Origin of the sequence: Cognatishimia maritima (genome assembly GCF_900129685.1) — a bacterium.
GTDB classification, from domain to species: domain Bacteria; phylum Pseudomonadota; class Alphaproteobacteria; order Rhodobacterales; family Rhodobacteraceae; genus Cognatishimia; species Cognatishimia maritima.
Genome location: NZ_FQWM01000001.1, coordinates 558752 through 583661, shown reverse-complemented (window position 1 = coordinate 583661; position 24910 = coordinate 558752). Strand labels below are relative to the sequence as shown.

At 56.6% G+C, this 24910-nt stretch carries 28 protein-coding genes; 20 read left to right on the top strand and 8 right to left on the bottom strand.

Annotated features, from left to right (window positions below; genetic code table 11):
* Positions 1 to 6 precede the first annotated feature (6 nt).
* The 8 genes from BUA39_RS03020 to BUA39_RS02990 all read left to right on the top strand — a co-directional run bounded on the left by BUA39_RS03020 (position 7) and on the right by BUA39_RS02990 (position 5258).
* Positions 7 to 471: a methyltransferase family protein gene (locus tag BUA39_RS03020; RefSeq protein ID WP_072790723.1), complete on the top strand. Its 465-nt coding sequence runs from the start codon at positions 7 to 9 to the stop codon at positions 469 to 471.
* On the top strand, positions 472 to 831 hold the full coding sequence (locus tag BUA39_RS03015) for a hypothetical protein (protein WP_072790720.1): 360 nt from the start codon (positions 472 to 474) through the stop codon (positions 829 to 831). It abuts the gene before it with no gap.
* A complete protein-coding gene (locus BUA39_RS03010) occupies positions 824 to 1243 on the top strand; it encodes a DUF6497 family protein (protein WP_131814558.1) in 420 nt (139 codons plus the stop codon). Before BUA39_RS03015 ends, BUA39_RS03010 begins: the two co-directional genes overlap by 8 nt.
* Before the next feature lie 226 nt (positions 1244 to 1469).
* Positions 1470 to 1613 (top strand): hypothetical protein, encoded by a 144-nt coding sequence (locus BUA39_RS16750; protein ID WP_165610476.1) that lies wholly within the window; start codon positions 1470 to 1472, stop codon positions 1611 to 1613.
* A 153-nt stretch (positions 1614 to 1766) separates the two neighbouring features.
* Positions 1767 to 2066 carry a hypothetical protein gene (locus tag BUA39_RS03005; RefSeq protein ID WP_072790718.1) on the top strand — a complete coding sequence of 100 codons (300 nt, stop codon included), beginning with the start codon at positions 1767 to 1769 and terminating at the stop codon, positions 2064 to 2066.
* 42 nt (positions 2067 to 2108) lie between these two features.
* Positions 2109 to 2468, top strand: a complete 360-nt coding sequence (locus BUA39_RS03000; protein ID WP_072790716.1) for a hypothetical protein — start codon at positions 2109 to 2111, stop codon at positions 2466 to 2468.
* A 394-nt stretch (positions 2469 to 2862) separates the two neighbouring features.
* Positions 2863 to 3072 (top strand): hypothetical protein, encoded by a 210-nt coding sequence (locus BUA39_RS02995; RefSeq protein ID WP_072790713.1) that lies wholly within the window; start codon positions 2863 to 2865, stop codon positions 3070 to 3072.
* Positions 3073 to 3212: 140 nt separating this feature from the next.
* Entirely contained in the window at positions 3213 to 5258 is a 2046-nt protein-coding gene (locus tag BUA39_RS02990; RefSeq protein ID WP_072790710.1) for an acetyl-CoA carboxylase biotin carboxylase subunit, read from the top strand.
* 69 nt (positions 5259 to 5327) lie between these two features.
* Here BUA39_RS02990 and BUA39_RS02985 read toward each other — a convergent pair whose 3' ends face one another.
* On the bottom strand, positions 5328 to 5789 hold the full coding sequence (locus tag BUA39_RS02985; RefSeq protein WP_072790707.1) for a DUF4174 domain-containing protein: 462 nt from the start codon (positions 5787 to 5789) through the stop codon (positions 5328 to 5330).
* 162 nt (positions 5790 to 5951) lie between these two features.
* On the opposite strand from BUA39_RS02985, the gene scpA reads away from it, so the two are divergent.
* The 5 genes from scpA (at position 5952) to BUA39_RS02960 (ending at position 10833) form a co-directional block, all read left to right on the top strand.
* Positions 5952 to 8078, top strand: coding sequence for a methylmalonyl-CoA mutase (gene scpA, locus BUA39_RS02980; protein WP_072790705.1), 2127 nt, complete (start codon positions 5952 to 5954; stop codon positions 8076 to 8078).
* A 143-nt stretch (positions 8079 to 8221) separates the two neighbouring features.
* Entirely contained in the window at positions 8222 to 8701 is a 480-nt protein-coding gene (locus tag BUA39_RS02975; protein ID WP_072790702.1) for a GNAT family N-acetyltransferase, read from the top strand.
* 33 nt (positions 8702 to 8734) lie between these two features.
* A complete protein-coding gene (locus BUA39_RS02970) occupies positions 8735 to 9415 on the top strand; it encodes a molecular chaperone DjiA (protein WP_072790699.1) in 681 nt (226 codons plus the stop codon).
* Positions 9415 to 10419 (top strand): endonuclease/exonuclease/phosphatase family protein, encoded by a 1005-nt coding sequence (locus tag BUA39_RS02965; RefSeq protein ID WP_072790697.1) that lies wholly within the window; start codon positions 9415 to 9417, stop codon positions 10417 to 10419. Before BUA39_RS02970 ends, BUA39_RS02965 begins: the two co-directional genes overlap by 1 nt.
* 36 nt (positions 10420 to 10455) lie before the next feature.
* Positions 10456 to 10833, top strand: a complete 378-nt coding sequence (locus BUA39_RS02960) for a hypothetical protein (protein ID WP_072790694.1) — start codon at positions 10456 to 10458, stop codon at positions 10831 to 10833.
* On the opposite strand, the gene BUA39_RS02955 is transcribed toward BUA39_RS02960, so the two are convergent.
* The 4 genes from BUA39_RS02955 to BUA39_RS02940 all read right to left on the bottom strand — a co-directional run bounded on the left by BUA39_RS02955 (position 10830) and on the right by BUA39_RS02940 (position 16466).
* Complete coding sequence (locus tag BUA39_RS02955; protein WP_072790691.1) at positions 10830 to 12368, bottom strand: Ppx/GppA family phosphatase; 1539 nt, start codon at positions 12366 to 12368, stop codon at positions 10830 to 10832. The genes BUA39_RS02960 and BUA39_RS02955 overlap by 4 nt on opposite strands.
* A gap of 74 nt (positions 12369 to 12442) precedes the next feature.
* Positions 12443 to 14614 carry an RNA degradosome polyphosphate kinase gene (locus tag BUA39_RS02950; RefSeq protein ID WP_072790688.1) on the bottom strand — a complete coding sequence of 724 codons (2172 nt, stop codon included), beginning with the start codon at positions 14612 to 14614 and terminating at the stop codon, positions 12443 to 12445.
* Between the two features lie 105 nt (positions 14615 to 14719).
* Positions 14720 to 15397 carry an HdaA/DnaA family protein gene (locus BUA39_RS02945; RefSeq protein WP_072790684.1) on the bottom strand — a complete coding sequence of 226 codons (678 nt, stop codon included), beginning with the start codon at positions 15395 to 15397 and terminating at the stop codon, positions 14720 to 14722.
* A gap of 1 nt (position 15398) precedes the next feature.
* Positions 15399 to 16466 carry an AI-2E family transporter gene (locus tag BUA39_RS02940; RefSeq protein ID WP_072790681.1) on the bottom strand — a complete coding sequence of 356 codons (1068 nt, stop codon included), beginning with the start codon at positions 16464 to 16466 and terminating at the stop codon, positions 15399 to 15401.
* A 217-nt stretch (positions 16467 to 16683) separates the two neighbouring features.
* On the opposite strand from BUA39_RS02940, the gene BUA39_RS02935 reads away from it, so the two are divergent.
* Complete coding sequence (locus BUA39_RS02935) at positions 16684 to 16878, top strand: hypothetical protein (RefSeq protein ID WP_072790678.1); 195 nt, start codon at positions 16684 to 16686, stop codon at positions 16876 to 16878.
* Positions 16879 to 16999: 121 nt separating this feature from the next.
* Here BUA39_RS02935 and BUA39_RS02930 read toward each other — a convergent pair whose 3' ends face one another.
* Positions 17000 to 17320: a DUF1330 domain-containing protein gene (locus BUA39_RS02930; RefSeq protein ID WP_165610475.1), complete on the bottom strand. Its 321-nt coding sequence runs from the start codon at positions 17318 to 17320 to the stop codon at positions 17000 to 17002.
* A 149-nt stretch (positions 17321 to 17469) separates the two neighbouring features.
* On the opposite strand from BUA39_RS02930, the gene proS reads away from it, so the two are divergent.
* The 4 genes from proS to BUA39_RS02910 all read left to right on the top strand — a co-directional run bounded on the left by proS (position 17470) and on the right by BUA39_RS02910 (position 21475).
* Complete coding sequence (proS, locus tag BUA39_RS02925; RefSeq protein WP_072790673.1) at positions 17470 to 18822, top strand: proline--tRNA ligase; 1353 nt, start codon at positions 17470 to 17472, stop codon at positions 18820 to 18822.
* A 142-nt stretch (positions 18823 to 18964) separates the two neighbouring features.
* A complete protein-coding gene (locus tag BUA39_RS02920; protein ID WP_072790670.1) occupies positions 18965 to 19474 on the top strand; it encodes a DUF2937 family protein in 510 nt (169 codons plus the stop codon).
* Between the two features lie 50 nt (positions 19475 to 19524).
* Positions 19525 to 20808, top strand: a complete 1284-nt coding sequence (locus BUA39_RS02915) for a lipoprotein-releasing ABC transporter permease subunit (RefSeq protein ID WP_072790667.1) — start codon at positions 19525 to 19527, stop codon at positions 20806 to 20808.
* Positions 20801 to 21475: an ABC transporter ATP-binding protein gene (locus BUA39_RS02910; protein ID WP_072790664.1), complete on the top strand. Its 675-nt coding sequence runs from the start codon at positions 20801 to 20803 to the stop codon at positions 21473 to 21475. Before BUA39_RS02915 ends, BUA39_RS02910 begins: the two co-directional genes overlap by 8 nt.
* A 6-nt stretch (positions 21476 to 21481) precedes the next feature.
* On the opposite strand, the gene BUA39_RS02905 is transcribed toward BUA39_RS02910, so the two are convergent.
* A complete protein-coding gene (locus BUA39_RS02905) occupies positions 21482 to 21928 on the bottom strand; it encodes a DMT family transporter (RefSeq protein WP_072790662.1) in 447 nt (148 codons plus the stop codon).
* A 24-nt stretch (positions 21929 to 21952) separates the two neighbouring features.
* Positions 21953 to 22615: a DNA-3-methyladenine glycosylase I gene (locus BUA39_RS02900; RefSeq protein WP_072790659.1), complete on the bottom strand. Its 663-nt coding sequence runs from the start codon at positions 22613 to 22615 to the stop codon at positions 21953 to 21955.
* A gap of 212 nt (positions 22616 to 22827) precedes the next feature.
* Here BUA39_RS02900 and BUA39_RS02895 point away from each other — a divergent pair, with 212 nt between their 5' ends.
* On the top strand, positions 22828 to 23454 hold the full coding sequence (locus tag BUA39_RS02895) for an ATP-dependent Clp protease proteolytic subunit (protein ID WP_072790657.1): 627 nt from the start codon (positions 22828 to 22830) through the stop codon (positions 23452 to 23454).
* Positions 23455 to 23617: 163 nt separating this feature from the next.
* Positions 23618 to 24883, top strand: coding sequence for an ATP-dependent Clp protease ATP-binding subunit ClpX (gene clpX / locus BUA39_RS02890; protein WP_072790655.1), 1266 nt, complete (start codon positions 23618 to 23620; stop codon positions 24881 to 24883).
* Positions 24884 to 24910: the final 27 nt, after the last annotated feature.

Below are 24910 nucleotides of genomic sequence, written 5' to 3'. Positions count from 1 at the left end.
GACCAGATGTCCAACGCCCCAGACATAAAGCTCTATCCGCCATATCTGGCGCTTGCTGCACCTATCAGTGCCGTGGCGCTGGATTGGGCGCTGCCTTTGGGCTGGGCGTTTCCGGGGCCGATCTGGCAGATTGCACTTGGCTTGGCGTTGGCATGTGCCGCTCTTTGGCTTGCTGTCGCGGGCGCGCGTGCCTTCAAGTCGGCGGGCACGAACATCGACCCGAAGGACGAAGCGTTGGTGCTGGTCGAGGCTGGGCCATACCGGCTGACACGCAATCCCATGTATCTGGGAATGGTCACATTGCAACTGGCATTGGCATTTCTGTTTTCTTTGGAATGGTCCCTAATGATCGCCCCGTTTCTTTGGCTGGCGCTTGATCGGGGCGTTGTCATCTATGAAGAGACCTATCTGAGCCATAAGTTCGGCGCGCCTTACGACGCCTATCTTGCGCGCACACGGCGGTGGCTTTGAATGACCCGCAACGCTTGGCATATCCTCAAAGACGACCAGTCTGTGACTGTCACCCGCCGGGTGCCGGCGCGGTTTGATGTGGAGTCCGAAGCTGTGCTGCCACTGGGCGATAAACTGCGCGTGGCGCAGCAGGTGCGGCAGGATTTGTGGCGGGCCTTGCAGAACCAGCGTGGGTTTTCCCCCGTGGTCGAAGTGCGAGAGCAGGGTGGGCAACTATCGATCCGCGCAGGTGGCCAGTGTGATCGCATTGTCGCGCGTAGGGCACTAGAGGCGCGCATTGCTGACGTGCTGAACGACAGCGGCAAACGTGCCCGTTGGGTACGCTTTGCGCGGCTCCGCAATGGGGGCAGCCATGTTTGACTTCCCCAAAATCAGCCTGACAGAAATCGTCGCAACTGGAGGGAGCCTTGTGCTTGCGACAACAGCCGGTGCGTTGGAGGAGCGCCCGGCTGTGCCCTCAGGCTTTGAAGTGACATTGCAAGAAACCCGCACGGAAACGCTGCAGGATGGCACGGCTGTATTGCGCCTGCGTTTCGTGATGCCACAAATTGGCGGTGACAGCGCGAGCTACGTCACAGTTGCCGATGACTTTGCGTCCCTTTGTGAGACGGTTGGCATGTCAACGCTTGCTGAAACGGGCCTCGCCGTGGATCAGATTGTCGTCTCGCTTTCTGATCGCGAAACCGCATTTGGGGTCGCCAACCCCGATGCCACCCAGTATTTCGAGGTTTTCACCTTGGAAAACGATACCTGTATCTGGGAGGCATTCTGATGCAATCGCAACATATAGGGGTGGCTTTGCGTGATCGGCGGGATTTTGCGGCTTTGACGCCACAAGCTCCCCGGCCGGCAGTCACTCCGTTTATTTTTTCCGGTTTTTCGCCTATGGTCGGCTTCGGGTATTCCCAAGATACCTCGCCCATCTTGATGGGCACACCGAAGGGGCAGGCGGGGTTTAGCGACTCTGTCGTCAAACAAAGAAAAACTAGGAGAACCAGATGTCTAAGAGCATCAAGATCATCGCAGCGCTTGGCCTTGCGGCCTTTGTCGCGGCCTGCGCACAGCAAGCCGAAGAAGAATATGTTGTCGTGGACCCAGAGCCCATCTCAACAGAGCCTATGCACACAGGCAAATACAAATAATTCCCCTTGGGGGCAGCCTCTGGTTGCCTCCGATCTCCGCCCGAAATTTGCATCTGCACACATGCAAAACGGGTGTGTTTCTCACGAAAAACTGGACGCAGCGCCGACTTTCGCTTTCTATGGACCCCATAGGAACAAGGGAGGAGAAGAAAAATGCGTCACCACATCGCAGCATTGGCAGCGCTCTATTTCGTTGCGGCATGCGCAGCGCCGGCACCAGAACCCATCAAGGGTGAGCCGCGCTACGACAAGTTCGGCAACTACGAATGTGACATCATTCCGGGAACAAACACCTGTATCCCCGATGATGACGAAGAACCGTGCTTCTATCCAGATGGGACACCGGTGCCACCCGGCATTCCATGTTTCCCACCACCAACTGGGGATGATGACGACGACAGCAGCACCTCTGGCGGCGGCACAACGCCCGGCACAGCGCCGGGGCGCGGCTAATACCACTCTGCCTTCCGGCAGCCAAATGTCGGAGGGCACCCCATGCTAAAGCATCGCGGTTTTCCGGGCCGTTTGCCCGGCACTGATTTTCAATTCACCATTCGCCGTCCAAATCCCAAAGGTGTCACTCCGCTGACCCGCCGGGAGCGCTTTCGTGATCGCCGTCCGCCGGATCGCCGGGCTGACCTTGGCTTTATGCAGGCGCTTTGGGAGAATTTCGGCGAAGACCCGTTTGAGCGGGGCAATCTTGATGCGGGCCGCTTGAACTGGCTGTTTGGCCGCGAGGTTATCCCCGCCGAAGATCCGTTTGACCCTGCAAGCTATGACGCTTTGTTGCGTATTAACGTTGACGTAGCGCGCGCCTCTTTCCCAGAAGCCTTCGACGGGAGCGACTGGAAATGATCAATCGGCTTTTTTCCGCTGGATCTTCCGATGATCGCGCCTCGAAGCGCGCTGTCCTTGGCGTGTCTTTGCCGATGAATATGGAAATTGCGCGGGAAAATGCTGACTTGGACTCGCAGGATCACGCAGAGATTGCATCTGACGGTTCGGGTGCAAATAGTAATGTTAAGGTATCAACGGTGACCCCCATTGATGCCGGTAACAGTGTACTCCGTTACCCTTCCCAATGCAGCTGGCCCGGTATTGTCCCCACCGCGCCAGCTGCAGATATCTCTTTACCTAAAAATACGCGGCAAGCCGCCGATCCAAGGCCAGCCCGCGCAATCAGATTGCATCGCGCCGGGCGCGTGGCATCCTTTGGCTGCACTCATAAGCAAACAAGGGGCTATAGCAGATGCGACTATTTAAGATTGCGGCGATCACATGTGTCGCCTTTGGCGGGCTTGCAGCCTGTGGCGATACAGCGCTTGAACAGGGCCTGCTTGGCGCAGGCGCGGGCGCAGGTGCGGCTGTTGTCACCGGTGGGAATGCCACAACCGGCGCTGTCGTCGGTGCAGGCGTCAACGTGCTCTACTGCCAGAACAACCCGGGCAAATGTAACTAATCCAACATCTGCGCCCATCGCGGCGCAGCCGATCAATACGACCACCAAGCCCTACCGGGGTCTTGGTGGTTTTTTTATGCCAAGACGACTGACTGCGCCTTTGCACTTAATCAAAGGCCACGAACCAGAAGGGACATTCGATGTTCAATAAGATCCTGATCGCCAACCGCGGAGAGATCGCCTGCCGGGTGATGAAAACGGCTAAGAAAATGGGGATTTCCACGGTCGCCATTTATTCCGATGCCGACAAAAACGCACTGCATGTGTCCATGGCTGATGAAGCCATCCACATCGGCCCGCCACCGGCGAACCAATCTTATATTGTCATCGACAAGGTGATGGAGGCGGTCAAGCAATCCGGCGCCGAAGCGGTGCATCCGGGCTATGGCTTCCTGTCTGAAAACGCCAAATTCGCCGAGGCGCTAGAGGCCGCTGGCGTGGCCTTTGTCGGCCCGCCTAAAGGTGCAATTGAAGCGATGGGGGACAAGATCACCTCGAAGAAGATCGCGCAAGAAGCCAATGTTTCCACGGTGCCCGGCTATATGGGCTTGATCGAGGACGCGGACGAAGCAGTTAAGATTTCAAACCAAATTGGCTATCCCGTGATGATCAAGGCCTCTGCCGGCGGCGGCGGTAAAGGCATGCGGATTGCGTGGAACGACGAAGAAGCGCGCGAGGGTTTCCAGTCGTCCAAGAACGAAGCGGCGAACTCCTTTGGGGACGACCGTATCTTTATAGAGAAGTTCGTCACCCAGCCGCGCCACATCGAAATTCAGGTGCTGTGCGACCAACACGGCAACGGCATCTATCTGGGCGAGCGCGAATGTTCGATCCAGCGCCGGAACCAGAAGGTTGTCGAAGAGGCACCTTCACCTTTCCTTGACGAAGAAACCCGCAAAGCAATGGGCGAACAATCCGTCGCGCTTGCCAAGGCCGTGGGCTATGCCTCTGCCGGGACCGTTGAATTCATCGTCGATGGCGACAAGAACTTCTATTTTCTTGAAATGAACACCCGTCTTCAGGTCGAACACCCTGTGACCGAGCTGATCACCGGCGTGGACCTTGTCGAACAGATGATCCGCGTCGCGAATGGCGAACCGCTTTCGATCACACAGGACGATGTGAAGCTGACTGGTTGGGCGATTGAAAACCGCCTTTACGCCGAAGACCCATATCGCGGTTTCCTGCCATCGATTGGCCGTCTAACACGCTACCGCCCTCCGGTTGAGGTCGCAGCAGGCCCGATGGCTGCGAACAACACATGGCACGGCGACGCGCCTGTCGGCGAAACGGCGGTACGCAATGATACTGGCGTCTTCGAGGGCGGTGAGATTTCCATGTATTACGACCCAATGATCGCGAAGCTTTGCACATGGGGACCGGATCGTGCGTCCGCGATCGAAGCGATGCGCGTGGCGTTGGACAGTTTCGAGGTTGAAGGCATTGGTCACAACCTTCCGTTTGTCTCTGCCGTGATGGATCACGAGAAATTCGTGTCAGGGGACATGACAACGGCCTTCATCGCCGAAGAATACCCTGACGGGTTTACAGGCGTCGACCTTCCAGACACCGATCTGCGTCGTATTGCAGCTGCGACAGCGGCAATGCACCGTGTTGCTGAAATCCGCCGCACGCGGGTGTCGGGCCGTATGGATAACCACGAACGCCGCGTCGGCTCAGATTGGGTAGTATCGCTGCAAGGCACTGAATTTGCACTGACAATCGACGCAGATCACGACGGCTCTACAGTGGTGTTTGATGATGGAGAAACCGTGCGCGTGACCTCTGACTGGACGCCGGGCGATCAGCTTGCGACTGTGGATGTCAACGGTTCACCGCTGGTTCTGAAGGTTGGCAAAATCTCCGGCGGCTTCCGCATCCGTAGCCGTGGAGCTGATCTGAAGGTCCATGTGCGCACCCCGCGTCAGGCCGAATTGGCGAAACTGATGCCTGAAAAACTGCCACCAGACACCTCCAAGATGCTGCTTTGCCCAATGCCGGGTCTGATCGTGAAGGTCGACGTGGAAGTGGGCGATGAAGTGCAGGAAGGTCAGGCTCTTTGCACCGTGGAAGCCATGAAGATGGAAAACATTCTGCGCGCCGAAAAGACCGCTGTGGTCACCAAGATCAATGCAGGCGCTGGCGACAGCCTTGCGGTTGATGATGTGATCATGGAGTTCGAATAGGCCAATGCCGAGCGCGCGCAACATATCGGATCGGGTCGCTTCGCGGCCCGCTCCTGCTGCGCGCGCGGTTTATTGTGTCAATCGCCGGTCGCGGATTTCCTGTTGGCGGGTTGGCAGCTTGTCGATGGAGCGTGAAATCTCGCGGACATCCCAGGGCAGGGGTTTGCGCAAATACACCGTGCCGTCCTTGCCGACCAAGACCATCATAAAGCCACGCGGGCGATATTTGGTACGCAAAGCCGATTCCGCCGCCGGGTTGCTGTCTGACAACACGATGACATCGCGTTCCGCCAGTTCGTCGGGCCGGGCTTCCAACATCTCCATTTGCTGCACAAACCGGGGGTCTGCCGGGCTGTCCGAAAAGACAACGACAAGGCGGTTAATCCACTGGAATTCCGAGATATCCAAGCCACTATCAATACCGCCAGCATCAAAGAAAATGCTTGGTGTCGTGGCTTCCACCTCTTGGTCCTGCGCCAGCGCGGGGCCAATAAATATCGGCAAAACAAGAGCTAAGCAGAATCGTTTCATGTTCTCCATGGTTCCCAATATAGGCCATGGATGCGTAAATTCGATGGGTGCTCTCGTAAACGACAGAAATATTTTTGCGGACCCGCACTTAACGGGCCGCATCCAGCCGCGTGAAGGCAGCCCGCTGCCGTCAGATACGGGCGATACTATGAGGACGTCACCATGACCACCAAAGAAGACTGGGCAAAACTCGCAGAAAAAGAACTGCGCGGCCGTCCGCTGGACGATTTGAACTGGGACACGCTAGAGGGCATCGAAGTTAAGCCGCTCTATACCCAAGAAGATACAGAAAACCTTAATCACTTGGGCAGCCTGCCGGGGTTTGGTCCTTTCACGCGCGGCGTAAAGGCAACCATGTACGCGGGCCGCCCTTGGACGATCCGCCAATACGCGGGCTTTTCGACCGCGGAGGAATCCAACGCCTTCTATCGCCGCAATCTTGCGGCCGGTCAGCAGGGCGTATCCGTTGCCTTCGATTTGGCGACACACCGGGGGTACGATTCCGATCACCCGCGCGTTGTCGGCGATGTCGGCAAAGCAGGCGTGGCGATTGACTCTGTCGAATGTATGAAAATCCTGTTTGACGGCATTCCGCTGGATAAGGTGTCTGTGTCCATGACGATGAACGGCGCGGTCATCCCGATCCTCGCGAATTTCATTGTGGCTGGCGAAGAACAGGGGCACGACAAGTCGGTCCTCTCTGGCACCATTCAGAACGACATTCTGAAAGAGTTCATGGTGCGCAACACCTACATCTATCCACCTGAACCATCGATGCGGATCATTTCGGACATCATCGAATACACCTCGAATGAGATGCCGAAGTTCAACTCGATCTCGATTTCCGGCTACCATATGCAGGAAGCGGGCGCGAACCTTGTGCAAGAGTTGGCCTATACGATTGCTGACGGGCGTGAATACGTTCGTGCCGCCATAAACGCAGGCATGGATGTTGATAAATTTGCGGGTCGTTTGTCGTTCTTCTTTGCCATCGGTATGAATTTTTTCATGGAAGCCGCAAAGCTGCGGGCGGCGCGCCTGCTGTGGCACAAGGTGATGACGGAATTCGGTGCAAAATCCGAACGCTCCAAGATGTTGCGGACCCACTGCCAGACCTCTGGTGTGTCTCTGCAAGAGCAAGACCCCTACAACAATGTGATCCGCACCGCCTATGAGGCGATGTCAGCCGTGCTGGGCGGCACCCAATCGCTGCACACCAACGCGCTGGACGAAGCGATTGCGTTGCCAACTGATTTTTCCGCTCGAATTGCGCGCAATACGCAGTTGATTTTGCAGGAAGAAACCGGTGTGACCAATGTGGTCGATCCCCTGGCCGGTTCATACTACGTCGAAAGCCTGACGGCTGAATTGGCGGATAAAGCTTGGGCGCTGATGGAAGAGGTTGAAGAGATGGGCGGCATGACCAAAGCCGTCGCCTCTGGCATGCCAAAGCTACGGATCGAGGAAAGCGCCGCACGTCGTCAGGCCATGATCGACCGAGGCGACGAAGTTGTCGTGGGTGTCAACAAATATCGGAAAGACAAAGAAGAGCCGATCGACATTCTCGACGTGGACAACCACGCCGTGCGCGAAAGCCAAATCGCGCGATTGAATAAGATGCGGGAGACCCGTGACAACGACGCCTGTCAGGCAGCGCTGGCCGAACTTAGCCGCCGCGCCAAAGAAGGTGGCAACCTACTTGAAGCCGCAGTTGAAGCCGCACGCCAACGTGCCTCAGTCGGAGAAATCAGCATGGCAATGGAAGATGAATTCGGCCGTCACCGCGCCGAGGTCAAGACCTTGGCAGGCGTTTATGGCGCGGCCTATGAAGGCGACGAAGATTTTGCGCGCATCCAGAAATCCATCGAAGACTTCGCCGAAGAAGAAGGGCGTCGTCCGCGCCTTCTGGTAGTCAAGATGGGACAGGACGGGCATGATCGGGGCGCAAAGGTGATCGCGACGGCGTTTGCTGACATCGGCTTTGACGTCGATGTTGGGCCGCTGTTCCAGACTCCAGAAGAAGCCGCACAGGATGCCATCGATAATGATGTGCACGTTGTTGGCATCTCTTCACAAGCCGCTGGACATAAGACATTGGCTCCGCAACTGATCGATGCGCTGAAAGCCAATGACGCTGGCGATATCATTGTGATCTGCGGGGGTGTCATTCCGCAGCAGGATTATGACTTCCTGAAAAACGCGGGCGTCAAGGCGATCTTTGGCCCGGGCACAAATATTCCGGAAGCGGCACAGGACATCTTGCGCCTGATCCGCGAGACGCGCGCTTAAAAAGTATTGGGGGCAGTCTGCCCCCAAACGTCCTTTCAGGACGCCCCCCTGAGAGTATTTCTACAAAGGTGAAACGGGTTGCCCTTCACGCGTTTCCGCCTAGGCTGGCCTGGGACGTAATGACGGTTTGAAGGTGCTCTCCTATGCTGATCCGCAATGCAAAAGCTGGCGATGCAGAGCGTATTGCCGAGATCTGGAATGCTGAAATTCGCAATGGAGTCAGCACGTTCAACTCTGTTGAGAAATCAATTCCCGAGATTGAAGACCAAATCCAATCGCGCGGTGCAGCCTTTCAGGTTGCAGATCACGCAGGGGCGGTGATCGGCTTTGCGACCTATTTTCCTTTTCGCAACGGGATCGGTTATGCTTTCAGCAAGGAGCATACGATCGACCTGTCGCCCGAAGCGCGTGGCACAGGGGCCGGGCGCGCCTTGATGGAGGCGCTTTTGTCGGTGGCAAAGGCCGAAGGCGTGCATTCGATGATGGCAGGTATCGCGGGTGAAAACACCGCTGGGGTTCGGTTTCATGCCGCACTTGGCTTTAATGAGGTGGCTCGTCTGCCCGAGGTTGGGTACAAGTTCAACCGAAGGATGGACTTGATCTTGATGCAGAAGTTTTTGTGACGGTCCCGCTGGTAGTGAGTGAGTGGTAGCGACATGAGCATTTGGACACGGATCAATGAGGCCTTGGCGGCACTGGCAAAGGGCGAAAGCCTAAGCGAGGTCTTTGAACGCCTGCGCACACCGCCGGAGCGGTCCGTTGCCTTTACCATTGCCGTGATTGCGCTTGGGGCAAAGATGGCCAAGGCCGATGGGCTGGTGACACGCGACGAAGTCACAGCTTTCCGCGAGGTTTTCCATATTGCACCACAGGATGAGGCGGGCGCAGCGCGGGTCTTTAACCTCGCCCGGCAGGATGCGGCAGGGTTCGAAGATTACGCGCAGCGTATCCGCAATCTCTTTTCCGAAGATCACGCTTGTTTTTGCGATCTGATGGAGGGGCTGTTTCATATTGCGATGGCGGATGGGGAATTTCATCCGAATGAAGATCTGTTCCTAGAACGTGTCGCTGAAATCTGGCAGATGGAGCCGGCGCGGTTCCAAGCCATCAAAACCCGCTTTGTCCCGGATGCTGAACCCGACCCATATACGGTTCTGGGTATTGATCCTGCGGCTACACAGGACGAAGCACGCAAAGCCTGGCGGCAATTGGTTCGGGACACGCATCCAGACGCCATGATCGCGCGCGGCCTGCCCGAAGAAGCCGTGAAGATTGCCGAGAAAAAGATGATCGACGTGAATAAGGCTTGGGAAGTTATCAGCGGCAAAGCCGCGTGATGCGGATCGCGACCTATAACGTCGAATGGTTCACGAACCTTTTTGATGATGACAACCGGCTTGTTGTCGACGACAGCTGGTCTTCGCGCCATGACGTGACCAAACGGCAGCAGATCGAGGCGCTGGGGATTGTGTTCACCGCGATGGATGCCGATGCCATTCTGGTGGTGGAAGCCCCGGATCAAAACAGCAAACGTGCGACGGTGCCGGCGCTTGAACATTTTGCTAAATCCATAGGCCTGCGGGCGCGCGAAGCCGTGATAGGGTTTTCCAATGATACCCAGCAGGAATTGGCCCTGCTTTATGACCCAGGCGTTCTAACCGCGCGTCACGACCCCGTCAGCGGTCTCGATGCTCCGCGGTTTGATCAGGCGTTGGACATTGATCTTGACGTAGATGAGCGCGCGGATCGCGTGGTGTTTTCGAAACCACCGCTGGAACTGTCCTTGACCACTAAGGCGGGTCAGGTTTTGCGCCTGATCGGAGCGCACCTAAAATCCAAAGCGCCCCACGGCGCGCGCAACCGCGACGAGGTCATGCGCATTTCGATCACCAACCGTCGCAAGCAGCTGGCACAGGCGGTCTGGCTGCGACGGCGGATTGTGCAGCACCTAAAGGCGGGGGAGCCGCTGATTGTTGCGGGTGACCTGAACGACGGGCCGGGGTTAGATGAATACGAAGACCTCTTTGGTCGCTCCTCTGTTGAAATCATTCTGGGGGAGGGTGACGCACATCGTCTGTATGACCCGCACGCGCGGCGTGCATTGGGACGGCGTATTGGGGCGCAGCCAACGACCTCTCGGTTCTTTATTGAAAAAGAAGGGCGCTATTTGCAGGCGCTGCTGGACTACATCATGGTGTCGCCTGATTTGCGGGCCAAAGGGCCGACCTGGCGCATCTGGCATCCGTTTGAGGATAAGACATGCTACCAAACACCAGAACTGCGCGAGGCCTTGCTGGCCGCCTCAGATCATTTCCCGGTCACAATGGATATTGATCTGTGAATTGAAAACGCTTGATGGAATTACCAAATCGGTGCCATGAAACAGCTAATCTTGATTGCAACGCTCAGCGTCTCATTGCCTTTCGCCACACCCGCATTGGCGGAAGAGGGCGAGGACGGCAAATCTTTGATGGAGCAGGGTGCAGAACTTTTTCTGCGCGGTCTGACAGAGCAGATGGAACCCGCGCTAGAGGACCTTAAGGCCCTGACCGAAGACATGGGACCGCAGGTGTTGGAGTTCTTTTCAGAGATGGGGCCTGCTTTTGGAACTTTGCTGAAAGAGATCGAAGATTGGAGCGTCTACGAGGCGCCGGAAATCCTGCCGAATGGCGATATCATCATCCGTCGCAAACCGGAGCCGTCTGATGAAGGAACAGAGGATGAGGGCGATGATCAGGATACAGTGGACCTTTAGTCTTTGACCACCGACAGATCAGCGCCCATTGTCGATGCCAGCGACATCAGACGCGCCTCTGCAACTTCTCCGAACAGCGACGTCGCAGATTTTGGCAAGGTCAGTTCCAGCGCCTTTTTTGCCGGGTTATAGTCAAAGTGGCCCGTTTCGGCGTCTTTCTTCATCCACAACATTGCCCCAAAACGCATCGCTTTGCCGAGGATTTCGGCCTCAAGCATTTCCTCGGGGCTCAGCAGCGAAAACATATCTTCAAACCGCGTGCCTTCGCGCTTGTTGCGGTAACGGTGCAGCAGCGCCAGACCTAAGAAGACCCGTTCTTCGTGGCTGAGGCCCCCGAGGTTGGCGCGTGTCGCGTAGTCAAAACAAGTCTCGGCGCGATAATCGGGATGCGCGCGCCAACTGACATCATGCAATAGACAAGCAGCTTTAATGAGACGCTGGCGGTCGGCATCGGCCTCTGGGAACAGCGGTAGCACGAATTGATAAAGCGCCTTGCCAAACCCCGGCAGCCGCGCGTCTTTGTTTTCAGCGAACCGGCAGGCTTCGATCAGCGGGTCGCGTTTGCGCAGTTTGGCAGGCATTTGTTCATAGAGCATGCCCTCGCGGATACCGTATGAGGATATGGCAATATCATGCGGCGCGAAACGGTCCACGATACCGATCAGAACTTCGGCCGCCATAGGGATCAGTGACATCCGTAAGGCAGATACTCCGCAGCGTTGGCGCAACTCTTCGGGATCATAGGCGTTGATATAGGCAGCGGTTTTGCGGATGGAATCCGTGCTCATCCGGTATTCGTGCAGCACCCGCAGCGGGTAGTGGCGGCGTTCCATATCGATGCGTGCAATCGCGCGCCAAGAGCCGCCGACCAGAAACAGGCGGTTCTGCTGGTCGCCCATCTTGTCCTGAAGACCATCCAGAACGTTGTCGATGTAAGCTTTGCGCCCGGCCTCGCCCCCTTGCACATCGCGCAGTTTCAATGGCCCCAACGCTGACGACACACGTTTGCCGATTTCACCGTCTTTCATCTCGGCCAGTTCCATCGACGATCCGCCGATGTCGCAGACCAACCCATAGCTGCCGGGCCAACCCAGCAGAACACCCTGCGCCGAAAGGCGGGCCTCTTCTTCGCCGTCGATCACATGGATCTTCAATCCCGTCGCTTGCAACACCTCGTCGCAAAATTCTGGCCCGTCTTCGGCTTCGCGCACGGCGGCAGTGGCAACGGCGGTCAGGGGTTCATGGCAGATATTGGCGGCGATATCCTGAAAACGGCGGATCGCGCTAAGCGCGCGTTTGCGTCCCTCTGGGTTCAGGCGACCGGTGTCGGACAGGCCTGCGCCCAGCGTACACATGATCTTTTCGTTGTAGAAATAGGCGGGGCTTCGTGCTGCGCCGTCAAAAACCACCAACCGGACAGAGTTCGAGCCGACATCGACAACCCCGACCCGGGACAGCTTGCGCGCCGCTGCATCATCAAACAAAGGACGGCCAAAGGGCCCCCATTCCTGCGCGAAGTCGCTGTCACCAAACATGAATCATCCTTCTCAGCCTAGGTCAAAATGCGACAGCGCTGGGTCGGGGTCAATGCGACAGGAGATGTGATCCCTCAATTTGCGTGAGTCAGCTTTGGCACATCCGCCGCCCCGGCAGAGCCGCGGCCTGAAAGCGACGGGTTCTCCATAAAGAAGCGGTGACAATTAAAGGCAAACTGACCCTCAGGGACGGGCAGGCGATCAAAGCTGCCATCAGGCTTCATCACCCAGCTTTGCGCGACATCCGCAAGGTTTGCGGCCATCACCTGACTGACGATCTGCGCTTTTACCGTTGGGTTCTTGATTTGCACCAATGTTTCCACGCGGCGATTTAGGTTTCGTCCCATCCAATCGGCGGACGAAATATAGACATCAGCATCTTTGGACGGCAGCCCGTGGCCATCCCCAAAACAGGCGATCCGGCTGTGTTCCAGAAAGCGCCCAACGATGGATTTCACGCGGATGTTTTCCGACAGCCCTTTGATGCCCGGACGCAAACCACAGATGCCGCGCACCACAAGGCTGATCTTTACGCCAGCCTGCGAGGCCGCGTAGAGCGCGTCGATCACTTCTGGTTCGATCAGCGAGTTCATCTTGGCCCAGATTTCACCGGGACGGCCTGCTTTCACATGGTCCACCTCGGCCTGGATTTTGGCAATCAAGGTTGATTTTAGCGAAATCGGAGAGATCGCAAGGTTTTCTAGGCTATCAGGCTGCACGTAGCCCGAGAGGTAGTTAAACACCTTTGTCGCGTCGCGCCCAAGGGCGTCATCGCAGGTGAAAAAGCTGAGATCGGTGTAAATCTTCGCAGTGATCGGATGGTAGTTGCCAGTGCCGTAATGGGTATAGGTGACCAGCCGGTCGCCCTCGCGCCGTACCACAGTGGAAATTTTGGCGTGGGTTTTCCAGTCGGTGAAGCCGTAAACCACATGCGCGCCCGCGCGCTCTAGGCGGCGGGATTGGCGAATGTTCGCGGCTTCGTCAAAGCGGGCTTTCAACTCTACCAAAGCTGTTACCGATTTGCCGTCTTCGGCCGCCTCACAAAGCGCTTCGACGACAGGGGACTGGTTGGACGTGCGATAAAGCGTTTGCTTGATCGCCACCACGTTTGGGTCGCGCGCGGCCTGCGTCAGAAACCGCACCACCATGTCGAAGGTTTCATATGGGTGGTGCAGCAGCATGTCTTTCTGCTTGATCGCGGCAAACATATCGCCGCCGTGGTCTTGCACGCGTTCGGGGACGCGCGGGGTAAAGGACGGCCACAGCAGGTCAGGGCGGGTATCCAGCACCAGCTCTTTCAGGTCGGCGATGCCGATCATACCCTCGATCTGAACCACTTCGTCTTCTTTGACATGCAATTCCTGCATAATCAGGGACTTCAGCCTGTCGGGCGCTGTTGCCGACATCTTCATGCGCACAACTTCACCGCGACGGCGACGCTTCAGCGCCACTTCGAATTCGCGCACGAGATCTTCGGCTTCTTCTTCGACCTCAAGGTCGCTGTCACGCAAAACGCGGAACGTGCAATGGCCACGCGCCTTATAGCCGGGGAACAGGCTGTCCAGATGCAACAGCAACAAGTCCTCAAGCGGTAAGAACCGCTGCTGTGCGCCCTCGGTCGGCAATTCGATAAAACGATCAATCTGCTGCGGGATCGGCAATAGCGCTTGCAGCATGCGCTTGTCTTTTTTGCGCTCGAGTTCTAGCGCCAGCGAATAGCCGAGGTTCGGAATGAACGGGAAAGGGTGCGCCGGGTCGATGGCCAGAGGCGACAGAACCGGGAAGACCTTGTTCAGGAAAACATCCTGCAAAAACGGCTTGTCGGCCTTCTTCACGTCATCATGACTGAGGAGATGGATGTTCTCGCGTTCCATCTCGCAGCGCAGGGTCACAAAAATCCGCTGCTGCGACTGCATCAGGTTGCGCGCGTCGTCGTTGATCAAGGCAAGTTGCTCGCCCGGGGTCAGGCCATCCTGCCCGGGTGTGCTATTGCCCTCGCGCATCAATTCCCGCAAGCCTGCGACCCGAACGGTGTAAAACTCGTCAAGGTTCGCCGCTGAAATCGACAGAAAGCGCAGCCGTTCCAAAAGCGGAACCGATTGGTTTTCCGCTTCTTCCAGAACGCGCCAGTTAAAGTTCAGCCAGCTGAGTTCGCGATTGAAAAACCGTGACGGGCCAGTCAGGTCAACATCGGCAATTTCAGCTGGGGCAGGAAAGTCGGATTTTAGAAAGTCTGCTTGCGTCATGAAGTGCCTATGCCACTGAGTGGTAACGAGAAGATGACAGTCTTGCTGATGGATCGGGGGAAGTCCAGATCGCTTTTGCCCGATGGGTCAACGCGCGGGGTTCTCTTAGTAGTCTGTCGCGTCGCCGCGCAGAATCCGGCTGGCGAAGCTGCGGGTGATTGGTTTTTTCTCAGCCAACGACGCGCGGTCCAGTTGCTCGACCAGATCACGCGCAGCGGCATAGCTGCGGTCCATGTGTTTGACCAAATAGGGGATTGTGTCTGGGGTCGGGACAAGCTGGCGGTCATTGAACAGCTTGGCCAAAACCACAGATAGCAACATGTCATCTGGATCAGAAAGAATTGCCGTCATTGTGCCCTGCATACGGCTGGCCAAATCGGGCAGCGTCAGCCCCCAATGTTTGGGCTCCCCAACGCCGGTCAGCAACAGGCTGTGTCCTTCGGCGAGGATCAGGTTGTGCAGGTGAAAGAGCGCATCCTGCGCTGCGTTTTCCGCAATGCGATGCACGTTCTCGACCGCCACAGGGGACTGCGCGAGCGCAGGAATTCCATCCAGACTCAATTCTCGCGCCTCGATAATTTTTGCGCCGCTAAGGTTGGCCCAAACATGCACCAGATGGGTTTTCCCGCTGCCCTCTGGCCCAGTCACGATCAGCTTGCCGTTGGTCCAATGGGTCCAATCCTCAACAAGGGCGACAGCCATGGCATTGGCGTCAGAGACGAAATAGTCATCCCGACCCAGCGCCGTGCGTACTGGCAAATCAAGGCTAAGCTGTTGTGCCATTTTAGCTGCCTTCGTGCGTGGATTTGCCGACGTAAAGCCGCGATGCTTTGTATTGACCGGTGGCATAGCGGACCAAGACACCAATGGCGGCAGCAACTGGGACGGCGACCAACATACCGACAAAGCCAAAAAGGCTACCAAAGACGGACAGGGCAAAGATCAGCCAGACGGGGTGCAACCCGACTGAACTGCCCACAAGTTTCGGCGTCAGAACGTTGCCTTCGATGACCTGACCAAGGGCAAAGATACCGGCGACCAAGCCTAGTGATACCCATTCGCCCCAGAACTGAAATAACCCCAAACCAATCGCCAAAGCGCCGCCAACCAGCGCACCGACGTAAGGAATAAAGGTGATCAACCCGGCCACAAAGCCCACCACAAGGCCAAACTGCAGCCCCACCAGCATCAAGGCGATGGCATAGTAAGTCCCAAGGATAAGACAGACCGTTCCCATGCCACGCACAAAGCTTGCCAAGGTTTTGTCGATCTGGGTTGCGAGGTGGCGAATGACCGGCGCGTGGTCGCGGGGCAAGTGATCATTGATCTTTGCGATCATATTGTCCCAATCCAGCAGCAGATAGAAGGCCACGACTGGGACGATCACTAAAAGCATCAATATGTTCAGGAGCGAAGCGGCCGAGGTCGCAATAGTCTGCAAAAAGGCGCCGCCCTTAGTCTGGACCTGCTCGCCGATAGCGGCAAGTGCCTGCGAGACGGTGCTGTCAGGCTCTAGCATTTGCGGGAAACGTGCCAGAAGGAAGCTCTGAAGGTCCTGCGCCAATTGCGGCGCTGTCTGAATGAGGTTTGTCGCCTGATCGACCAACGTTGGCACAACAGCGAGCACCATGATCACAAATAATAGGATGGCCACCAGGGTGATCACCGAGGTCGCTGCAACGCGAGACAGGCCCCACCGCTCAAGTCGGTCAGCAACAGGATCAAGGAAATAGGCAATTGCCCCGCCAAGCACGAAGGGCAGGATCACGTCGCCCAGAAACCAAAGAATGACGCAGAATACCGCAAATGAAATGCCCCAGTATTTCGCCTGATCTTTCGTTGGCAATGCCATGGTCGCCTCGTCTTTTGCCCTCGATTGACACATGGCGCATGGGCGCGAACAGTGCAAGTCCGGGTCACTTTATTTCGCAGGGTCCGATAAGACCTGCATATCCAGTAAATCACAATAAGTGATGATATTCATAAATTATATTCGTTTTACTGATATATTGTTTTGGGCCAAGTTGGCGGCGCCATGCAAACCGCACTGGCGCGATAGGAGAATAAAGATGACGTATTACGAGACACGAGAAAGCAAGTTTCAATCCTATTTGGGATTGGGCACGACCGCCTTGATCGCTGCATTGTTTGGGGTGATGATTGGCTCAACGCTCAGTTTACCGCAAAGCGACGATGTGCCATCGACCAAGGCGTCAACGTTGCCGGACTGGCACGGAAACGTGAAACGCTCGTCTGTACGCTAAAGCAAATGTCGTACCCTAGATGGTCACAGAGTTTCGCGATGTTTACAAAAAAATGTCGCGCCGTAAACCTTCGGCGCGACCTGCAAAACACCCAATGTCGAAAGAGGTCGCCGAAGCCGACCTATGCAGTGACTTCTATCAGGTGATTCTCATCTGCTGCGATGGTGACGCTATACTCGGTAAAGGCGAGGTCACGAGAAGGGATCACTGCTTTATACTCTCGACTTTGAAAGACCATGTCCACGGCGGCTTTGTCTGGGTATTCGACAATAAAGACCTTGCGCGCCGGGCGATAGCCGACAACCACCTCATTGATATCGAAGGTTTTCGTGATCTTGGCTCCTGCGCGTTCAAGCAGGGGACCAGTCACGCGAAAGTATTCGGCCAGCGCCAGCGGCTCATCATCGTTAAAGGTTACCATTGCTACCACGGTTACTGGCATGCTGCGCTCCTCAATTCTCATTCCGAAAGAGAGTAAAGGTGAAGCTGTGAAAGGCGCAAGTCATCAACCGCCAAGTCGTCGTGCTGCTTGCCTGTCTAGTGTGAAGCGCCTAAACGGTGGGAAACCTTAAACAAGACTATGGAGCCCAGATGCGCCTGTCCCGTTATTTTTTGCCGGTCCTGAAGGAAACCCCTTCGGAGGCCCAAATTGTCAGCCACCGCTACATGCTGCGCGCAGGCATGATCAAACAGTCAAGCGCCGGGATTTACTCTTGGTTGCCGCTCGGGTTCAAAGTGCTGCGCAAACTGGAAAACATCGTGCATGAAGAACAGGTGCGCGCCGGCCACGTGCCCATGCTGATGCCAACGTTGCAATCGGCAGACCTTTGGCGTGAAAGCGGCCGCTATGATGATTACGGCGAAGAGATGCTGCGCATCACTGACCGCCACGGGCGCGATATGCTTTATGGTCCCACCAATGAAGAGATGATCACCGATGTGTTCCGCAGCAATGTCTCTTCCTACAAAGACCTGCCGCTGACGCTCTATCATATTCAATGGAAGTTCCGCGACGAGGTGCGTCCTCGGTTTGGCGTGATGCGGGGCCGTGAATTCCTGATGAAGGATGGCTATACATTCGATCTGACCAAAGACGATGCGCTGCACGCTTATAACCGCCATTTGGTCAGCTACCTGCGCACCTATGAACGCATGGGGCTGCAAGCCATCCCAATGCGCGCAGACGGCGGCCCGATTGGTGGCGATTATACCCATGAATTCTTGGTGCTGGCCGAAACCGGCGAATCCGAAGTGTTCTATGACAGCGCCGTCACGGATCTGAAATTCGGTGATCGTGACATTGATTTTGACGACAAGGCCCAGTGCCAAGGTATCTTGGAAGAGTTCACCTCTAAATACGCCCGCACCGATGAAACCCACGACGAGGCGCTGTTTAACGCCGTGCCCGAAGAGCGCCGTCGCACGGCACGCGGTATTGAAGTGGGGCAAATTTTCTATTTTGGTACCAAATACTCCGAAGCCATGGGCGCAACCGTTCAGGGGCCAGATGGCAAGCCTGTGCCTGTTGAAATGGGCAGCCATGGCATCGGCGTATCCCGTCTGCTGGGTGCGATCATTGAAGCCAGCCATGATGACAAAGGTATTATCTGGCCAGAAGGCGTGACGCCGTTCCATGTGGGGATTGTCAACCTCAAGCAAGGCGACGAAGAAGCGGACGCCGCCTGCGAAGCGATTGAAAAAAGCATCGAAGCGCTTGGGCTGGAACCGCTTTATGATGACCGCAAAGAACGGGCGGGCGGCAAGTTTGCCACCATGGACCTGATCGGTCTGCCATGGCGCATCACAGTCGGGCCACGTGGCCTGAAAAACGGTGTTGTCGAACTGACCTCGCGTCGGACCGGCGAAAGCGAAGAACTGTCGCCGGAAGCAGCAGTGCAGAAGATCGCAGAGATTTATGCGAACCACCGGGTGAGCGGGCTGTAGGCCTTCAGTTCATTGGCTCTATGGAAAGGCGGGCTCAGCTCGCCTTTTTCGATTTCTGTGCAATCCTCACAGGTTTTGCGTTTGTGGTTGCCTTGGGATGCCTCCGGCGGGAGTATTTCAGCAAAGGTGAAATGAGGGCGGCATGTTCACACGAGTGTTGATATTGGCAGGCGGAGTAAGCGGCGCGGCGGCGCTGTCGCAGTTTCCTGAGTTTTCCCAACAATATGCTCAGAGGTTAGGCGGGGCCGTGGATGAGTTGCGACTATTCGTTCAAGATTTTGATGCGGATGCAGCCAGCGTTGGTTTGGAACGTGAGGCCGCTCTGGTGCAATTGGCTGACGGCGGTGCGCTGGGCGCGGCGCGTGCAGAGACCATGCGCGGAACGATTGCTCGGTATCAGAGGTTGGAAACAGCGCAGGACAAATTGAAAGGGGCCGGTGCACTTGGGCGCGCCATAAACGTGATGCATTTTAATGATGCCGATATTGCGCGGGCCGCTTGGGCAGACTTTCGGCCTGCGGTGCCTTTGACCGCCGAAGGCGCTGTCTTCGGTGGTGGGGGCTTTGTGACGGGTGGGCTGTTGATGGCTGTTTTGATTGGCGGTCTACGTCGCCTCTCTGGGCGGCGGAAACGCGCCAAGGGTGCCGCTTGACCGCCCCCCTGCGCCTCCTTACCTTGCGCCGAAAGAATTGAGAGCAGAGCATGGCAGCCACAGCGCCTTTTTCCCGATTTGAATGGATGATCGCTTGGCGATATTTGCGCGCGCGCCGTGCCGAAGGCGGCGTCAGTGTGATGACGTGGATCAGCCTCTTGGGCATCACCTTGGCGGTCTTTGCTCTGATCGCGACCTTGGCGGTGCGTTCGGGGTTTCGGACGGAATTTGTCGACACAATCCTTGGGTCCAACGCCCATGTGACGATCTATCAAAGCGCTGAGGTCACGGAACGCGGTCAACTGGATCGCAGCATTCATGACTATGACGCCATGGCAGACCGGCTGCGCGAGGTCGACGGGGTGATCCGCGCGGCGCCCCTGGTGAAAGGGCAGGTCATGGCCAATCTGCGCCAGAGCAATGCAGGCGTCGAGGTCTTTGGCATTTCGTTGGAAAATCTGAAAACTATTCCGCGCATTGCACGCTCTGAGACCGCGCAGGGTGATATTGATCGTTTTGACGAAGGTGTCGCCATCGGCTCTGGTGTGGCGCGTGAAATCGGTGCCGTGGTGGGCGACAAGATCAAGCTGATCTCGCCCAACGGCGTCAAAACCGCCTTTGGCACCAGCCCGCGCGTGAAGTCCTATGAGGTAGTCTATATCTTCACCGCCGGCCGCTATGATATCGACCGCACGCGGGTTTATTTGCCCTTCGCTGAGGCGCAGAGCTATTTCAACCGCGAAGGCCGCGCGAGTGAAATCGAAGTCATGGTGGAAGAGCCAGAAGCGGTCGATCTGATGGCATTGGAGTTGATCCGGGCTGCCGGCGAGCGGGCGCTGGTCTGGACATGGCGGGACAGTTCCGGCGGCTTTCTCAGGGCGCTCGAGATTGAAGACAACGTGATGTTCATCATCCTGTCGATCCTTGTGTTGATTGCGGCGATGAACATCGTCAGCGGCCTGATCATGCTGGTGAAAAACAAAGGCAAAGACATCGGTATTCTGCGGACGATGGGGCTGACCGAAGGGTCGGTGCTGCGAGTATTTTTCATTTGCGGGGCGTTCACTGGCGTTATTGGCACTCTGCTCGGCGTCATTCTGGGCTGCCTCTTTGCGATTTATATCGATCAGGTGTTCTCCTTCGTGAATTACATCGCAGGCGGCGGGGTTTGGGACCCTGCAGTGCGCGGCATCTACCAGTTGCCTGCCGAACTGCGGTTTGAGGACGTGATCAAGGCGATCAGCCTGTCTTTGGGTTTGTCCTTTGTGGTCACGATCTTTCCGGCACGCCGCGCCGCGCGCATGAACCCGGTGGAGGCGCTGCGGTATGAGTGATGTTCTAAAACTGACTGGCGTCACCAAGACTTATAACGCAGGCCTTCCAAACGAAGTGTCTGTTTTGCGCGGTTGTGATCTGTCGGTCGCGGCGGGTGAAGTTGTTGCGCTTGTCGCGCCTTCGGGGTCAGGCAAATCAACGCTTTTGCACATCGCGGGGCTGCTGGATACGCCAGACGCTGGAACGGTGGAAATTGGCGGTCAGGCGATGATTGGAAAATCCGACCGGGCGCGCACCATTGCGCGGCGCGAGGACGTGGGGTTTATCTACCAGTTCCATCACCTGTTGCCAGAGTTCACCGCGCTGGAAAACATCACATTGCCACAGCAGGCCAATGGGGTTTCGCTACCCAAGGCGCAGGAGCGGTCGATGGATCTACTTGGGTCCGTTGGCGTCGCAGAGCGCGCGGATCATAGGCCAGCCGCGTTGTCAGGCGGAGAACAACAACGTGTCGCCTTTTGCCGTGCGCTGGCAAATGCGCCGAAGCTGCTTTTGGCGGATGAGCCAACCGGGAACCTTGATCCGGGCACGTCGGACAAGGTTTTTGAAGCTTTGATGGCCTTGGTGCGCGGCACTGGGATGGCCGCTGTTATCGCGACCCATAACCTAGAGCTTGCCGCACGGATGGACCGCGTGGTGCATATGCAGGAGGGGGTGTTGACCTAGCGGCCCTTAAGCCACCTGTGTCAACCAGACGCCCGCCGCCATCAACCCAAGCCCGGCGGCACGGGTTAAAGTCAGCGGGGAAATATTCGCTCCGAAAAGTCCGAAATGGTCAATCGCGGCGGCAGAGATCATTTGCCCAATCAGCACAAAGAATATGGCATTGCCGACGCCGAATTTTGGGGCAATGAACGTGACCGATAGGACGTAGAAAGCCACGAAGACCCCCGCAAAAAGGAAAGGTTTAGGGGCGTCTGACACTCTGGCCAACTTCGGCAAGTCCCCAGACAGGAAAAGCGCGCCCCAAGCCAACACCAGCGCCACGCAGAACAGCACGGCGGATGCCGCAACGGGGGAGTCGAGCGATTTACCAAGGCCCGCGTTCAGCACCGCAAGCAGTGGGATTCCAACGCCGGCGGCCAGCATCACCAGCGCGTAGAGAGTGGTTTGTGGCATGATATTCTCCGGCTTAGGGCTTGTTTATACGCTCAGGGCCAACACGCGACTGATCTGCGACAGGCCCCGCCCAGACTGATCCATCCAGGTATTGAACGCAGATTGGACGGCCTTCTGTGCGGTCTTTGATGTTGCAGGTTTATCAATCACACCTTCCGCGATCAAACGTGCCGTAACGTCTTGTGAGAGAATGAAACTATCCACACCCATGAACCGAAGGCTGTAAGCTGCGGACATCCCCCCCAGCCGAGACGCGCGCTTTTTCAGCAGGTCAAGCAGGCCGATGAAATCCGTCGCAGGCCAGTTGCCGATCACTTTGCCGATGCCGCCGTCATCACGCAGGTCTTGAATGAACATGGCATTGTCGATCACGGTTCTTAACTTCATGCCGTTGCGCACAACCGCCGCGTTGGAAAGAAGCGCATCGAACTCTTCATCGTTCAGAAATGCACATCGGTTCACGTCAAAGCCGTGAAAAGCTTCTTCAAAACCTGGCCATTTGTTTTCGATGACCTTCCAGTTGAAACCGGCCTGAAAGATCGACTTGGTGAATTGGGCCAGCCAGCGGTCCTCTGGGATGGCAGCAAGCTCTGCAGCACTGAGCGGGGTTGGCAACATGGCTTCCAACGCCTCTGGCCCGCCCTTGCGGACTGCGGCAATCGTGAAAAGTTCATCAAAGTCGCGCATTCGGTGGTCCCCTTCGTTTGTCCGCCATCATAGTGAAGCGACGGGTTGATTTGAAAGCCCAATGGCTATGCAATTTTGCACAAGGGGGGCGGTCAATGCGAACAGCTGCGCGTGCATTTTCAAAGGTGCTCTTGCAGGTCCCTCTGCGCGATACTAAGACTCCTGTTAGGCACTGATCGTCACGGTGCGACACAGCAAAGAGGCAGGCGACCATGAAAGACCCGATTGAGACATATATGAACCTCGTTCCGATGGTGGTGGAGCAAACCAGCCGGGGTGAGCGGGCCTATGATATTTTCTCTCGCCTGCTGAAAGAACGCATCATTTTTGTGAATGGTCCGGTCCACAGCGGCATGAGCCAACTGATCGTCGCGCAGCTATTGCACCTAGAGGCGGAAAACCCATCCAAAGAAATCAGCATGTATATCAACTCCCCCGGTGGGGAGGTGACGGCTGGATTCTCGATCTATGACACGATGCAATACATCAAACCGAAGGTTTCGACCTTGATCTGCGGCATGGCGGCCTCGATGGGCTCAGTGATTGCCATTGGTGGTGAAAAGGGCATGCGGTTTGCGCTGCCAAACTCTGAGGTCATGGTGCACCAGCCGTCTGGCGGCTCGCAAGGTATGGCGACCGACATGCTGATTTCGGCGCGCCACATTGAGCGCACACGCGAACGCATCTACCAGCTGTATGTCAAACACGCCGGTCAGGACTATGACACGGTTCAAAAAGCGCTGGATCGCGACACATGGATGACTCCGAAAGAAGCCAAGGAATGGGGGCATCTGGATGAGATCGTCGAGAACCGCACCAAGGGCGACGACGCGGCGTAAGCTGCGAGAGTGATCAAGATTTCGCCATCGGCTTTCACTCTGCTGGTGGCGGGTCAATTTGAGATTGTATGCGCCAAGGCGCTGCCCTAAGCTGGGCGAAACGCGCAAAAGTTTGCGATGCAGAAGCATCCTGCGCAAATATATGGGGCCTGAAAGGTAGACTATGGCGACGAATTCCGGCGGTGATAGCAAGAACACCCTTTACTGCAGCTTCTGCGGTAAAAGCCAACATGAGGTCCGTAAACTGATCGCGGGGCCAACCGTGTTCATCTGTGATGAATGCGTTGAACTTTGTATGGACATCATCCGCGAAGAGACCAAGGCAACCGGCCTGAAATCTTCTGATGGTGTGCCAACTCCCAAGGAAATCTGCGAAGTTCTGGATGACTACGTGATTGGCCAAGCGGTCGCAAAGCGGGTTTTGTCTGTGGCCGTGCACAACCACTACAAACGTCTGAACCATGCGCAGAAGGCGGGGGATATTGAACTGCAAAAGTCCAATATCCTGCTGATGGGTCCAACAGGCTGCGGTAAGACGTTGCTGGCCCAGACACTGGCGCGCATATTGGATGTGCCTTTCACGATGGCCGATGCCACCACGCTGACCGAAGCCGGTTATGTGGGTGAGGACGTCGAGAACATCATCCTCAAGCTGCTGCAGGCGTCGGAATACAACGTCGAACGCGCGCAGCGCGGTATCGTCTATATCGACGAGGTCGACAAGATCACCCGCAAGTCCGAAAACCCATCCATCACTCGCGATGTATCGGGCGAGGGCGTGCAACAGGCGCTGTTGAAGCTGATGGAAGGCACTGTGGCCTCTGTGCCGCCGCAAGGCGGGCGCAAACACCCACAGCAGGAATTCTTGCAGGTCGACACAACGAATATCCTGTTTATCTGCGGCGGCGCGTTTGCTGGTCTGGACAAGATCATTGCGCAACGCGGCAAAGGCTCTGCCATGGGCTTTGGTGCAGATGTGAGGGACAACGACGAACGTGGCGTTGGCGAAATCTTCCAGGAATTGGAGCCAGAGGATCTGCTGAAATTCGGCCTGATCCCTGAATTCGTCGGCCGTCTGCCGGTGTTGGCAACCCTTGAAGACCTCGACGAGGACGCGCTGGTCACCATCCTGACCCAGCCAAAGAATGCCTTGGTCAAACAGTACCAGCGACTGTTTGAGTTGGAAGACACCGAACTGAGCTTTACCGAAGACGCGCTGAAAGCCATCGCTAAACGCGCGATTGAACGCAAAACCGGTGCGCGGGGTCTGCGCTCGATCCTAGAGGACATCCTGCTGGATACGATGTTTGACCTTCCGGGCATGGACAGCGTGACCGAAGTGGTCGTGAATGAAGAAGCGGTGACATCTGACGCCGCGCCATTGATGATCCACGCGGATGCTGAAAAAGAGCCCGCTTCGGCAGGCTAATTCCACAATATGATCTATCTGACGGCG